The following is a 14943-nucleotide window of genomic DNA, read 5'->3' on the forward strand; positions in this document are numbered from 1 at the left end:
TCAAAAACCGCTCCTTTTACATCTCTTCTAATTCATTTTCCTCATAATATCTCGTCACTTTTGACGTGAATAACACACCGTGTAAATGATCGATTTCATGTTGAATTGCACGTGCTAGGAAATCATCTGCTTCTAATAAAAAGATTTTACCACGACGATTTTGCGCACGTACTTTAATATACTCTGCACGCTCCACTTCACCATAAAGTCCAGGAAAGCTTAGGCACCCTTCGGGACCCACTTGTTCACCACGTTTTTCTAAAATAACTGGATTAATGAGTTCGATTTTTCCCGTATCGTCGCCAATATCAACAACTGCTACTTGCAGGCTTACGCCGACTTGTGGCGCTGCTAAACCGACTCCATCTGCAACTAACATTGTTTCGTGCATATCTTTTAACAAATTCACTAACTTTTTATCAAAGTTCATTACCCGTTCACATGGGGTTTCTAGCACTTGATTTGGGTGCTTTACAATTTCTAAAACTGACATATTTTCCTCCGCTACATTAACATTGTTGGATTAAAGTCGATTGAGATCTGCAAATCTTTTTGCATTTCTGCCTGATAATGTTCATTTACCATTTTGAGCACGTACTTTAAGTTTGGTTCCCGCTTGTATTTTATCATGCATTGGTATCGATATCTATCTTTTATCCTTGGAATTGCTGATGCAACCGGCCCTAGCACCATCGTTTGCTGTGAACAATGCGTTCGTAAATAACCGACAATTTTTTCCGTTACTTGTACTGCTTTCAATAATTCTGGATGCGAAACGGTGACAAGGGTGACATAGTAGTACGGTGGATATTGCCTCATTTTTCTCATTTGCATTTCTTGATCGAAAAATACATCATACTGCTGATTCTTTGCTAATTCTATACTGTAGTGTTCCGGCGTATACGTTTGAATGACTACTTCTCCCGGTAATTCATGTCGTCCTGCTCGCCCGCTCACCTGTGTCAATAACTGATACGTTTTTTCACTCGCCCTAAAATCTGGTAAATGTAGCATCGTATCCGCTGTTAAAACTCCCACAAGTGTAACCTTTGGAAAATCGAGCCCTTTAGCAATCATTTGTGTACCAAGTAAGATATCCGCTTTCTCTTCTCCAAAAGCCTTTAATAGTTTTTCGTGCATTCCTTTGCGACTCGTCGTATCAACATCCATACGGATAACCCGCGCCTCTGGAAATAATTTCGTGATTTCTTCTTCTACCTTTTGCGTTCCTGTACCAAAAAAACGAATGTACGAACTATTACAAGCAGGGCAGGCAGTTGGCATACTTTCTTCATAACTACAATAGTGACATTTTAAGCGATGATTCATTTTATGATAAGTGAGTGATATATCACAATGAGGGCATTGTACAACATAACCACAATCACGACACATGACAAACGTTGAATGGCCTCTTCGATTTAAAAAAAGAACCATTTGTTCTTTCTTTTCTAATCGATCCGCTATTTTCTCATGAAGTAACTTAGAAATCATAGAACGATTCCCATCACGCAGTTCTTCACGCATATCAACAATTTCTACTGTCGGCAGCGCTTGTTCATTCATACGCTTTTGCATTGTTAGTAACTGATAAACACCCTTCTTCGCTCTAGCAAATGATTCTAGTGTTGGCGTTGCACTACCAAGTACAATTGGACATTTATGATATTGCCCTCTCCAAACTGCTACATCTCTAGCATGATACCTTGGATTATCTTCTTGCTTATAACTCGATTCATGCTCTTCATCAATAATAATAATTCCTAGGTTTTCAAATGGCGCAAAAACAGCTGAGCGTGCCCCAACAACAACCTTTACTTCTTTTCGTAAAATTTTTCGCCATTCATCATATTTTTCCCCAACAGAAAGTGCACTATGAAGAACCGCAACTTGCGAGCCAAACCTTCCTTTAAAACGGTCCACCATTTGCGGTGTTAAAGCGATTTCTGGAACGAGTACAATGGCTTCTTTCCCTTTTTGTAATGCCGCTGCAATGGATTGTAAATACACTTCTGTTTTACCGCTTCCTGTAACACCATATAGCAAAAATGGATTATACGTTTCATTTTCAATAGATGACAAAATAGGTGTAATCACTTGTTTTTGTTCATCTGTAAGTGGAAATGGCTTTGTCTGTTCAAAAGCTTCATCGTCATATGGATTACGATATATTTCAACATACTTCTCTACAAGCAATCCTTTTTTTACAAGGGATTTTACCGGGGCATCTGTCATTTGTAGTTCTTCGGTTAATGTTTTTAGGGGCACACTGTGATAATGCTCTACAAAGTAATACAGTACATCTTGTTGCTTTTTACTTTTCAGCTCAAATGCCGCTGACTCTAATTGTTCCTGCGGTAATTCTGGCTGAACTATTCTTTGTTTCTTCTTTTGCACTTTATCTTTTACTTGATAGATCACTTCAATGGTGCCTTTTGTTATCTCTTTTTGGGCCATGCGATACATATGCGGGTGTGTAACAATTTCTTCCCAATCTATCGATTCTTTTCCTTGAAACCAATTACAAATTTCAGGTGCTACTTCTTCTGGTTTATGAAGCTGTAATCGCTTTTTATATGTTGCTTTGATCGCGGTTGGAAGCATAACTTGAAAAGCTGAAATCATATAGCATAACGTTTCATCTGAAAGCCAAAACCCCAGTTTTAACAATTCCTCATTTAAAACTGGCGTAACATCTAATATTTCATGTAATGCTTTTAACTTCTTACTTTCCACATCGACTGAATCTTTTATTTCAATAATAAAACCTTGTAATTTTCGCGGACCAAACGGAACAACTACACGCATACCTGTTTGTACAATATCTTCCCATTTATTTGGGATAATATAATCAAACGGACGATCTGTTTGACGTGCCGGTACATCAACGATTACACTGGCAAATCTCATACATGGTCCTCTTCTAACATCGCCTCAATTTGCACTAAGATTTCACGTGCAACTTCTTTCTTTGTTAAGAGAGGCAGTCGAATAATTTCTCCATCTTTTCTATACATTGTTACAATATTCGTATCTGTACCAAACCCGGCGCCTTGTGCTTTCACATCATTTGCAACAATCATATCCGCGTTTTTTTCACGCAATTTTTTCGTTGCATATTCTTCAACATTTGTCGTTTCAGCAGCGAAACCAACAAGTACCTGCTGTTCTTTTTTCTCACCCAGTGTTTTCAAAATATCGGTTGTTCTTTCTAACGCAATAACCGCATCGCCACTTTTCTTTTTCATCTTCTGATCATGCACAATTTTCGGGCGATAATCTGCTACTGCAGCTGTTTTAATCACAACGTCCAGAGATCCATAATGCTGCATGACAGCTTCTAACATTTCTTGAGCAGATTCTACTTGCACTGTTGTTACATTGAAAGGCGGTGTGATTGCAGTTGGACCTGAAACAAGAATGACATCCGCACCTAAGTCCGCCGCAACTTCCGCTAGCGCATAACCCATTTTTCCTGATGAAAAATTCGTCATAAAACGTACGGGATCAATTTTTTCACGAGTCGGACCAGCTGTTACTAAAATCTTCTTCCCTTTTAATGGTTTATGTTCTGAAAAAGCTTCTTGCAATCGAGCGATAATTGCTTCCGGTTCTTCCAATCGACCTTTCGCAACATATCCACATGCTAAAAAACCTTCCCCAGGCTCAATAAATGTATATCCCAACGATTTTAACGTCATCATATTTTTTTGAACAATTTTATTTTCATACATATGCACATTCATAGCAGGTGCAATCCACACCGGTGCTGTAGTAGCTAACAATGTTGTTGTAATCATATCATCAGCAATACCATTTGCTAGTTTCCCGATGCAGTTCGCTGTCGCTGGAGCAACAAGTACTACGTCCGCCCAATCTGCTAAATCAATATGAGCAATAACTGCAGAATCTTTTTCATCAAACGTATCCGTATATACATCATGGCGAGAAAGCGCTTGAAATGTAAGAGGTGTAACAAATTTCGTCGCTGATTCACTCATCATTACTTTTACAAGTGCTCCTGCTTGTGTTAATTTGCTTGTTAACGCGGCCGCTTTAAAAACAGCAATGCCTCCTGTTACACATAGAAGTATCTTTTTCTCTTTTAGCATATGACTCGTCCTCTTTCTTTTTCAAACTTATTCTGCTGGAATGTATTCATTCCAGCTCGTCAGTGCTAGTATTTCACAAATTAAAATCTATTTCCTTGTAGCGCTCTATCGTAAAAAAATAACAACCTACTTGTAAATAGGTTGTTACCGTTACATAGAAAAGTATAAAGTCTATGTTTTCATTTGTCGAAGAGAATGCCTTACTCAGACACTTTCTCTTCGCTTGGTACATAATTTAACGATTCCGCATCAATTTCTTCCAATGCTTTGCCTACACATTTATGAGAAACAGGTTTTTCAATCGCGCAGTTGTTAGCTATTTGCATTTCACGTGCGCGTTTTGCAGCTACCGTTACTAGTGTATATTTAGAATCGATTTTTTTTAGTAATGAATCAATTGATGGATTTAACATATTAAATACCCTCCGTCATTTCTTTATAATATTTTGCTACTCTTTCGCGGCGACAATGTTCACCAACTACAATAGCTTTAATGCGGTCACAAGCAAGTTCTACTCGATCATTTTCTACTACGTAGTCATAAGCATCCATCATTTCGATTTCTTCTTTTGCTACAGTTAGACGATTTTCAATAACATCATCAGTCTCAGTACCTCGACCAACAATTCGGTTCTTTAGTTCTGATAAACTTGGAGGAGCTAAGAAAATGAATACACCTTCCGGGAAAGCTTTCTTTACTTGAATTGCTCCTTGCACTTCAATTTCTAAGAACACATCTTTTCCTTCTTGTAACGTCTTTTCAACATAATCAATCGGTGTTCCGTAGTAATTCCCAACGAACTCTGCCCACTCAAGCAGCTTTTCGTTCTGAATCATTTCTTCAAATTCTTCTCTTTCTTTAAAGAAATAATCCACACCATCCACTTCACCTTCACGTGGTTTACGTGTTGTTACTGAAATAGAGTATTGAAATTGTGTATCTTCATGGCTGAACAATTCTTTACGAACTGTCCCTTTCCCAACGCCAGAAGGTCCTGACAGAACGATGAGCAACCCTCTTCTACTTCTCATAAATATGTAAAACCTACCCTTCCTCACTTAAATCTTCTTTATTATTTAAACGATGTGCAATCGTCTCTGGCTGAATTGGACTTAATACAATATGCCCATCATCCATAACAATAACCGCCCTTGTTTTTCTCCCATACGTAGCATCAAGTAACACGTTATGTTCACGCGCTTCCTGCACTGTTCGTTTAATAGGAGCTGACTCCGGACTTACAATTGCAATAATTCGATGAGCAGATACGATATTTCCATATCCAATGTTTAAAAACCGCATGGCCATAGTTTGCGCCTCCTAGTAAGTCTATCCGATTTCTCCACCACGTATAACTTTATATATTTTTTGACAGCTACTCAATATTTTGTACCTGTTCACGAATTTTTTCAAGGTTATTTTTCATTTCTACAACATATTTTGAAATTGTTAAGTCGTTTGCCTTAGAACCAATTGTATTAATTTCACGATGCATCTCCTGTACGATAAAGTCCATTTTCCTTCCAACAGGCTCTGCAATCTCAAGTGCTTCTTGAAATTGATCCAAGTGACTTTGCAAACGAACCAATTCTTCATGAATGTCACAGCGCTCGGCAAACATCGCTACTTCTGTCAGCAACCTTTGTTCATCTAACTCCTGATTATGTAATTCTTTTAAGCGATTTTCTAATCGTTCACGATATCTTTGAATGACAATTGGGGCGTGCGGGATAATCGCATTCACACAATTGTGGATTTCTTGCAAACGATATGCTATATCTTTATGTAATCGTTCTCCTTCGCCATCTCTCATCGTTTTTAATGTATGAGCAGCTTGGCGAACAGCTTCATATAAATTTTGCTCAAATTGTTCATTTACATTTTCCGTTTCTTCAATCTCAGTTACTTCTGGCATTGCCATTAATTGTTGAAGTGTAATGGAATCTTGTAATTGAAATTTTGTTTTCACGTCTTTCATAATGGATTTATACTGCTCAAGAAGTGACCAATTCACACTTAACTTTCTTTCAACAAGTCCTTCTCCTGTAACAATAATGGACACTTCAATACGTCCACGGCGAACTTGTTCTGCAATTAACTTACGAATTTTATCTTCAAAAACCATCATTTGTTTCGGAAGTCGAATATTCATCTCTAAAAAGCGATGGTTCACCGACTTCATTTCTACTGTAATTTGAAAAGCGTCGTTTTCCACCTTCGCTCGTCCAAATCCTGTCATACTAGAAATCATCTTTATCACATCCACGGCATGAAATAACTCAATGAAAAAGGTAATAGAGCTTTAACTCTACTACCTTCTGTAAATTATATCACATTTTCACACCATTGACTATTTCAAGTTTAGCCCTTTCTTATACAATACAGGCTTCTTTTTAGCCTTTTTCCCAGTCAATAAAGATCCGACTAATAAAAATGTTGGAATAGATGATAATCCGACGATTAATAACCAGTCTCTCGCTTGAATTGGCATCGTACTAAAAATCGGCTGAAGTGGTGGATAGTAAATAACGACAAGCATTAATAACACCGAAATAATAACTGCTCCAACCAAATACATATTCCCGAAAGGATTACGATGGAATATAGAATGTTCACTTCGGCAGTCAAATACATGAATAAGCTGCGCTAAAACGAGTGTGGCGAAAGCAACTGTTTGCGCATACTTTAATTCATTTGGATGCTGATTAAAGGCAATAATAAATGCAAGTAAAGTTACAATACCAATTAAAAATCCTCGGCTTACAATTTTCCAAGCAAGCCCTCTTGCAAATACCCCTTCTTTCGGATGCCGTGGATTTCTACGCATCACGTCTCCCTCAGCTTTGTCTAACCCAAGCGCCATTGCTGGTAAACCATCCGTCACTAAATTCACCCATAAAATCTGAATCGGAACCATCGGAAGCGGCAGCGCAAGCATCATTGCAAATAACATTACTAAAATTTCTCCCACATTTGACGCTAATAAATAACGAATGAATTTTCGAATGTTTTCATATATGTTTCTACCTTCTTTAATGGCCGATTTAATTGTAGCAAAATTATCATCTAGCAATACAAGAGACGAAGCTTCCTTGGCTACATCCGTTCCCGTAATCCCCATCGCTATTCCTATATCAGCTGTTTTTATCGCTGGAGCATCATTTACTCCGTCACCTGTCATTGCGACAATATGATCTTTATTTTGAAGAGCTTTTACAATTTTTAATTTATGTTCCGGTGATACACGTGCAAACACATAAGTATCTTCCACAATATCTTCTAATTCGTCTACAGACATATTAGCTAACTCTTGCCCCTCTACAACGCGACCATTTGGTGGTAAAATCCCTAGTTGTTCTGCAATAGCCATCGCTGTCACTTTATGATCTCCTGTAATCATTACTGTTTTAATACCAGCCTCTTTACACTCTTTTACAGCCTGTTTTACTTCTGGTCTTGGCGGATCTATCATTCCTTGTATTCCAACAAGCATAAAATCCTTTTCAATTTCACGTTCATGTTCAATTGAATCTGTTACTTTTAACGGCTTAAACGCTACTGCAATTGTTCTGAGCGCCTGGCTACCAAGATTATGAATAGCTGCCTGCACTTCTTTACGATATAGTTCACTTAAAGGTTGCTGTTTATTTCCCCACAAAATCGTTTGACTCATTTGTAAAAGAACATCAGGTGCTCCTTTTGTGACTACAAATTTTTTACCGTCACGATCCCGAACGATTACACTCATCATTTTACGCACTGAATCAAAAGGGAACTCATGAATAATTTCAAACTTTTCTTTTAAAGCCTCACGTGATATCCCTGCTTTCATCGCTGCTGCAACGAGCGCACCTTCTGTCGGATCACCATCTAAAACATACGTTTTTTTCTTTTTTACAATGTTAGCGTTATTACATAGACATCCAAATGTTAATAATTGATATAACGACCTAGTTGATGCCGGATTAATCTTCTGTTCATCTTTCATAAACGATCCAGTAGGCTCATATCCTTGCCCTGTTACATGCCACGTTTCGCCACCTGACCACATATGTGTAACCATCATCTTATTTTGCGTCATCGTTCCTGTTTTGTCCGAACAAATAACAGAGGCACACCCTAAAGTTTCTACGGCTGGCAATTTTCGTACAATCGCTCTTTTTTTAATCATGCGCTGTACACCAAGCGATAATGCGACAGTTACAATCGCTGGTAATCCTTCTGGAATTGCGGCGACAGCAAGTGACACACCCGCTAAGAACATATGATACACTTCATTTCCTTGATACACTCCAGCTAGTACAACAAGTGCGGTTAAAATAAGCGCAACAATAATTAAAATCTTTCCAAGTTGTTCTAGCCTTCTTTGTAACGGTGTTTCCATTTGCTCCGCATTTTGTAACATATTCGCAATCTGTCCCATGGCCGTGTTCATTCCTGTTGCTACTACTACACCGACCCCAGAACCTCTCGTAATCATTGTCCCCATAAACGCCATGTTTTTTTGATCACCAATCGCTACATCTTGGCCTTTCAAAGCCTCCACTTTCTTTTGAACAGGTACAGACTCCCCAGTTAACGCTGACTCTTCAATGTATAAACTAGATGCTTCAATAAGGCGAATATCAGCTCCAATACGATCCCCACTAGAAAATTTAATAACATCCCCAAGAACAATCGCTTTTGATGGTGCCTTTATCCAACTTCCATTTCGCAAAACCGTTACTTGTGGGGCGGCTAGTTCCTTTAATGCTTCAAGTGATTTTTCTGCTTTTCGCTCCTGAAAAAAACCAAGAATTCCATTAATAATCACAATCGCTACAATCGCAATGGCATCAATGTACTCTCCTAAAAATGCTGAAATAATCGTTGCACCAAATAAAACAAGTACCATAAAATCTTTAAATTGTGCCAAGAATACAACGATTGCAGAAGGCCGCTTTGCTTCTTGTAATTCATTTGACCCCAGCTTCTTTAAGCGCCCTTCCGCTTCTTGCTCCGAAAGCCCTACTTTCACATTCGTATTCGTTCTTTCTTCCACTTCATTTGCACGCATTTCATACCAATTCATCTCGCTATCGACCTCCTGATTGCAGACATGCTCTAATGAAAGCTTATTCAGTCCCGTCCGAAAAAATGCTATAATTAACATTTAGTTAGAAAGGAGTGTTCATCATGGCATTCGATGGATTATTTACAAGGGCCATTACACATGAAATTACAAATTCTCTTCAAACAGGAAGAATTTCGAAAATATATCAACCTTCAAAATATGAGATTTTGTTACATATTCGAGCAAACGGAAAAAATCAAAAATTAATTTTGTCTGCGCACCCTACATACGCACGTATTCATCTTACAAATCAAAGTTATGATTCACCTGCGTTACCTCCAATGTTCTGTATGCTTCTTCGTAAACATCTAGAGGGAGGATTTATTGAAAAAATTGAACAAGTCGATTTAGAACGTATCATTCAAATTACCGTTCGAAGCCGTAACGAAATTGGAGATGAATCGTTAAAAATATTAGTCGTTGAAATTATGGGTCGTCACAGTAATATTATTTTAGTAGACGCGAAAACGAATATCATTTTAGACAGCTTAAAGCACGTTTCTTTAGCCGTAAATCGGCATCGTACTGTATACGCTGGAGCAGAATATGTTGCACCACCTGCACAGCATAAAATCAATCCCTTGCAGATTGAAACACAAGACGAATTTATTAGGCCACTAGACTTTTTAACAGGAAATATGGATAAACAACTTGTAGGAGCATTTATGGGGATCTCTCCATTATTCGCAAAAGAAGTTGTAAAAACAGCTGGTATGGTAAATGAAAAGGCATTATCAGATGCATTTTTCACATTACAAAAACCATTGCGAGCGCATCAATATGAGCCTACAATGATCACCGCTAACGAAAAAGAATTCTTTTATCTATTCCCCCTTTCTTACCTACAAGGAGATGGGAAAACATTTTCATCTGTGAGTGAATTATTAGATCGTTTCTTCTTCGGTAAAGCAGAGCGTGACCGCGTAAAACAACAAGCTCATGATTTAGAACGATTTATGTATAACGAAAAAACAAAAAACGAAAAAAAATTAATAAAATTAGAGAAAACTTTACAAGACGCAGGAAAAGCCGATAAATTCCAATTATCCGGAGAGCTTCTTACGGCTAATATGTATGCATTAAAAAAAGGTGACAAAGAAATTGAAGTTGTGAACTACTACGATGAAAATGGTGGGACTGTAAAAATCACATTAGATCCACTCAAAACACCGTCAGAAAACGCACAACGTTATTTCCAAAAGTATCAAAAAGCTAAAAATTCTGTCGCAATTGTAGAAGAACAAATTGAAAAAACAAATGAAGAGATCCTTTATTTCGATAGCCTACTGCAACAAATGGAAGCTGCTTCTTCAAAAGATATTGAAGAGATTCGCGAAGAATTAGCTGAAGAAGGTTATATGCGTAATCGCAAATCGAAAAATGCAAAGAAAAAACCTACAAAACCAGTGCTTGATAAATATATCGCCAGCGATGGAACTGAGATTTTAGTTGGTAAAAATAATAAACAAAACGATTATTTAACAACGAAATTTGCACGCCGTGATGAAATTTGGTTACATACGAAAGATATCCCTGGTTCTCATGTTGTCATCCGCTCATTAGAACCTACTGAAGAAACGTTATTAGAAGCTGCTAAGCTTGCTGCTTATTACAGTAAGGCAAAGGCCTCTAGTTCCGTCCCTGTAGATTTCACAAAAATTCGTCATGTCAAAAAACCGAGCGGTGCAAAACTTGGATTTGTTACATATGATAATCAACAAACATTGTATGTAACACCAGATGCTGATACGGTGATGAAATTAAAAGCTTAAATTAACAAAAAACAAAGCAATGATTACTTATAATCATTGCTTTGTTTTTTATAAAATTATGTATTCTATCTTTTCCACTGCCTCCCCCCTACCCTATCACACCAATATGAGTGATAAAAAAATTGACGCTTTATACATTTCGTGTAAAAAATATAGACACAAATAAAGGTTATATTCTTTCATTTTTCGACAGTTTAGGTAGGAATCGTTTCTTATACAAAGAAAATTACATTGGCACAAGTATTGCTTTATATAAGACGTTGAAAGGGAGGAATCAATATGACTTCAAGAATTAAAAAAATACAAGCACAACTAGATCAGTATGGAATCGATGGACTACTGATTACAAAAAAGGAAAATCGTAGGTATGCAACTGGATTTACAGGAAGCGCTGGAGTTATTTTACTATCTGCTACAAATGCGGTATTCATTACAGATTTCCGCTATGTCGATCAAGCAAAAACACAGATACAAGAAGCTGACATCATTATGCATAAAGGAAACATGGAAAAAGAAATTGCAAATCAAATAACGAAATTAGACATCCAAAAATTAGGCATAGAAGAAAATAATATGACCTTAAAACAATATAGCGCATTAAAAAAATATACAAACATCGAACTTGTACAAGTAAACGAACTAGTAGAAACAATCCGCACTATTAAAGAAGACACTGAAATCGAAACAATGAAAATTGCAGCTCGTATCGCAGATGAAGCATTTCAGCATATAACAAACTTTCTAAAACCTGGCGTATCAGAGTTTGATATTCGAGATGAATTAGAATTTTTTATGCGAAAAAAAGGAGCTTCATCTTCTTCATTTGATATTATCATCGCCTCCGGAGTTCGCTCTTCTCTCCCACATGGAGTTGCTACAAATAAAATAATTGAACATGGAGATATGGTTACATTAGATTTCGGTGCACTCTACAATGGATATTGCTCTGATTTAACACGTACTGTTGCAATTGGAAGTTACTCCGAAGAATTTGAAAAGATATATGGGATTGTATTGGAGGCGTTAAAGCGCGGAATCGAAGCAATTCGGCCTGGTGAATCTGCAAAAACAATTGATGATGTAACAAGAAATTACATTACAGATCACGGCTACGGTGAATATTTTGGTCATTCTACTGGTCATGGCGTTGGATTAGAAATTCATGAACCACTTCGATTATCACAAGAAAGTACAGCTATTTTGCAAGAAGGAATGGTTGTAACGGTTGAGCCAGGTATTTACATTCCAAACTGGGGCGGTTGTAGAATTGAAGATGATATTGTCGTTACAAAAGATGGGTATGAAGTAATTACACAGTCAGATCGCAATTTAATTGTAATTGAATAATCTGTTATCTTGAATATTTTTTCTTCTTCTCTAACAGGAATTTCTTTCTACATGGAGAAAATCTTTTTCTGAAAAGATTATTTACTAGGAGGAATTTCTATTGAATTTTGTAATCGATAAAATGAATGGACTAACTACAGAGTTTTCAAAACTTGTTTCTATGATGAATTACGCCCGTTATACAACGATGCAAGCTGTACAAGATTTATCAATGGAAGAACTTGATTATTTGTATGATGAAAATGCAAACTCTATCGGCATGCTTTTATATCATATGGCTGCAGTCGAATTTTACTACCAGATTCATACTTTTGAAGATCGCGAGCCAACAGATGCCGAATTAGAGCGCTGGTTACCCGGAATTGAATTGGGCGACCTTGGACGTCAGTATATTAAAAACCACCCTATAGACTACTATATAAACACGTTACAAGAAGTTCGTGCTAAAACGCTCGCAACATTTCAATCATTGCCGGATGATTGGTTATATAAAACGACACCGTTTTGGCACGATAAACCAGCAAATAACTATTTCAAATGGTTTCATGTCTTTGAAGATGAACTGAGTCATCGTGGACAAATTCGATTGATTAAAAAGATGCAAAACACTCATTCTGTAAAATAATAAAGAGTGCTATCTCTTAGCGAGGTAGCACTCTTTATGTTTTAGATTCGTTATCTATCAATAATTTCCCATACATACACACATACTCCCAATCTCTTCATACACTAAACTACACAAATGCCTAAAGGATGTGAGCATAATGGGAGTAGACTTAACACTTCTGCACGCCCTCTATATTCTTTGTCTCCTTACAATTATCACCTTTTTTATTCTCCGAAAAGATACAACAATCATTTGCATCGTTTTTATTTTTCTATTAGGTCTAACTGCAACACATTCCATTCCTCTTGCTGTTAGCGGGATTTTTCAAAGTTTTATTTACGCCATTACCGAACTACTACCAACGATTTTAATCATCTCTATTATTGTTTCAATGAGTAATTTACTCGTACACACTGGAATAAACGATACAATGATTTCACCATTTACAAAAATGATTCGTACACCAACTCTCGCCTACTGGATTATCGGTCTTTTGATGATGACCATTTCCTTCTTTTTTTGGCCCTCTCCCGCTGTAGCACTAATGGGAGCCATTTTATTACCAGTTGCCGTCCGCGTCGGTCTCCCGCCAATCGGTGTGGCGATTGCTATGAATTTATTTGGACACGGAATTGCATTATCAGGGGACTTCGTTATTCAAGGCGCTCCCAAATTAACTGCTGATGCTGCTGGGATTCCTGTTTCCAGCGTTGTTTCTGCTAGCGTTCCTCTCGTTATTGTCATGGGCATCGTTACAACTACCGTCTCCTTTTTCTTATTACGAAAAGAATTTCGAACAGGTTCACTGCCTACAAGTCATGTAGAGTCAACTACATCATCTAACTCCCTCATTTCGCTTACTCCTCAAGTCAAAAAATGGCTCGCAATTTGTATCCCTATCGTATATGTGATTGATATTCTCTGTATGATTCAATTTCAATTACAAGGTAGCGGTGCAACAGCACTGATCGGCGGTACTACAGTTGTCATGATTATCATTATCTCCCTTATTGCATATAAAGGAAATGGACTTGAAAAAACAACTGATTATTTTATCGAAGGCCTCCAATTTGGCTTCAAAATTTTTGGTCCTGTCATCCCTATTGCCGCACTTTTCTACTTAGGAGATAGCGGTTTTGTCAAAATCATCGGCGATTACTTGCCAAAAGGATCACATGGAATCATTAACGATTTAGGTATTGCTTTATCCCAAACAGTCCCTCTTAATCAGTATGTCTCTGCCATTACATTGACCGGTGTTGGTGTTATTACAGGTTTAGACGGATCTGGCTTTTCTGGTATTTCCCTTGCTGGTTCAATTGCAAACCTTTTCGGAACAGCACTTGGACACGGAACTGCTACATTAACGGCACTCGGACAAATCGCTGCAATATGGACTGGAGGCGGAACATTAATCCCTTGGGCCCTTATTCCAGCAGCAGCTATTTGTAAAGTAGATCCATTTGAACTTGCACGCCGAAATTTTTTACCCGTACTAATTGGGTTAATCGTCACGACCGTTGTAGCGATGTTCCTTTTATAACCGAAAAAAGTTTATGCGCTTGTTGTTTCTCCTTTTTTCAATTGTTACAATATACTAATTTTGAAAAGGTTTTTTTCATTACGTACCGAAATTATATTAGGAGAACAATTATTTGAAACATTAACAAGAAACCTTCTTAAGAAAAGGGGACATAACCATGAGTGAATTCATTTTCGTCTTATTTATTTGTCCATTACTTATTTTCATTGTTTCAGTAATCGGAACGCGCAAAACGAGAACGTATTATGTGATGCCAATTGTAACGTTTGCTATTTTTCTTATATTAGGAGTTATATCGTTTCCTCCATCCTTTTTCTTTTGGGTTGGCATGTATAGCATTTTCTCCTTTATCATTTCTTATATGACTTTATTATTTGTAAAAGGTTATGAGATGATAGAAGGGAAACACTAATATCTTTTATATACACGTAAACAAGAAAAAAGTTGA

13 protein-coding genes are annotated in these 14943 nt (G+C 37.3%); 5 read left to right on the plus strand and 8 right to left on the minus strand.

All coding sequences use genetic code 11. The features are described from left to right. Positions 1 to 16: 16 nt before the first annotated feature. The 8 genes from def to CN373_RS04150 all read right to left on the minus strand — a co-directional run bounded on the left by def (position 17) and on the right by CN373_RS04150 (position 9184). Positions 17 to 493 carry a peptide deformylase gene (gene def, locus CN373_RS04115; protein ID WP_098358868.1) on the minus strand — a complete coding sequence of 159 codons (477 nt, stop codon included), beginning with the start codon at positions 491 to 493 and terminating at the stop codon, positions 17 to 19. An 11-nt stretch (positions 494 to 504) separates the two neighbouring features. Then, the gene (gene priA, locus CN373_RS04120; protein WP_098358869.1) at positions 505 to 2910 is read right to left on the minus strand and encodes a primosomal protein N'; all 2406 of its coding nucleotides are present in this window, start codon (positions 2908 to 2910) and stop codon (positions 505 to 507) included. Continuing rightward, entirely contained in the window at positions 2907 to 4112 is a 1206-nt protein-coding gene (gene coaBC, locus CN373_RS04125; protein WP_000910588.1) for a bifunctional phosphopantothenoylcysteine decarboxylase/phosphopantothenate--cysteine ligase CoaBC, read from the minus strand. The genes priA and coaBC overlap by 4 nt, the downstream gene beginning before the upstream one ends. A gap of 200 nt (positions 4113 to 4312) precedes the next feature. Further along, on the minus strand, positions 4313 to 4525 hold the full coding sequence (gene rpoZ, locus CN373_RS04130; RefSeq protein WP_000933959.1) for a DNA-directed RNA polymerase subunit omega: 213 nt from the start codon (positions 4523 to 4525) through the stop codon (positions 4313 to 4315). A gap of 1 nt (position 4526) precedes the next feature. Continuing rightward, a complete protein-coding gene (gmk, locus tag CN373_RS04135; protein ID WP_001257737.1) occupies positions 4527 to 5144 on the minus strand; it encodes a guanylate kinase in 618 nt (205 codons plus the stop codon). 13 nt (positions 5145 to 5157) lie between these two features. Then, positions 5158 to 5421 carry an extracellular matrix/biofilm regulator RemA gene (gene remA / locus CN373_RS04140; RefSeq protein ID WP_001251459.1) on the minus strand — a complete coding sequence of 88 codons (264 nt, stop codon included), beginning with the start codon at positions 5419 to 5421 and terminating at the stop codon, positions 5158 to 5160. 67 nt (positions 5422 to 5488) lie between these two features. After that, entirely contained in the window at positions 5489 to 6364 is an 876-nt protein-coding gene (locus CN373_RS04145; protein WP_000625862.1) for a YicC/YloC family endoribonuclease, read from the minus strand. 99 nt (positions 6365 to 6463) lie between these two features. Then, positions 6464 to 9184: a calcium-translocating P-type ATPase, SERCA-type gene (locus tag CN373_RS04150; RefSeq protein ID WP_001104739.1), complete on the minus strand. Its 2721-nt coding sequence runs from the start codon at positions 9182 to 9184 to the stop codon at positions 6464 to 6466. A gap of 104 nt (positions 9185 to 9288) precedes the next feature. Here CN373_RS04150 and CN373_RS04155 point away from each other — a divergent pair, with 104 nt between their 5' ends. From CN373_RS04155 to CN373_RS04175, 5 genes are all read left to right on the plus strand, one after another. Next, complete coding sequence (locus tag CN373_RS04155; protein WP_098358870.1) at positions 9289 to 10998, plus strand: Rqc2 family fibronectin-binding protein; 1710 nt, start codon at positions 9289 to 9291, stop codon at positions 10996 to 10998. A gap of 279 nt (positions 10999 to 11277) precedes the next feature. Next, on the plus strand, positions 11278 to 12345 hold the full coding sequence (locus CN373_RS04160) for a M24 family metallopeptidase (RefSeq protein WP_098358871.1): 1068 nt from the start codon (positions 11278 to 11280) through the stop codon (positions 12343 to 12345). A 100-nt stretch (positions 12346 to 12445) separates the two neighbouring features. Beyond that, positions 12446 to 12970 carry a DinB family protein gene (locus tag CN373_RS04165; protein ID WP_098358872.1) on the plus strand — a complete coding sequence of 175 codons (525 nt, stop codon included), beginning with the start codon at positions 12446 to 12448 and terminating at the stop codon, positions 12968 to 12970. A gap of 139 nt (positions 12971 to 13109) precedes the next feature. Then, positions 13110 to 14495 carry a hypothetical protein gene (locus tag CN373_RS04170; RefSeq protein WP_098358873.1) on the plus strand — a complete coding sequence of 462 codons (1386 nt, stop codon included), beginning with the start codon at positions 13110 to 13112 and terminating at the stop codon, positions 14493 to 14495. Between the two features lie 157 nt (positions 14496 to 14652). Beyond that, a complete protein-coding gene (locus tag CN373_RS04175) occupies positions 14653 to 14907 on the plus strand; it encodes a YbeF family protein (RefSeq protein ID WP_098358874.1) in 255 nt (84 codons plus the stop codon). Positions 14908 to 14943: the final 36 nt, after the last annotated feature.

This window comes from Bacillus cereus, from assembly GCF_002561295.1.
Classification (GTDB): domain Bacteria; phylum Bacillota; class Bacilli; order Bacillales; family Bacillaceae_G; genus Bacillus_A; species Bacillus_A cereus_S.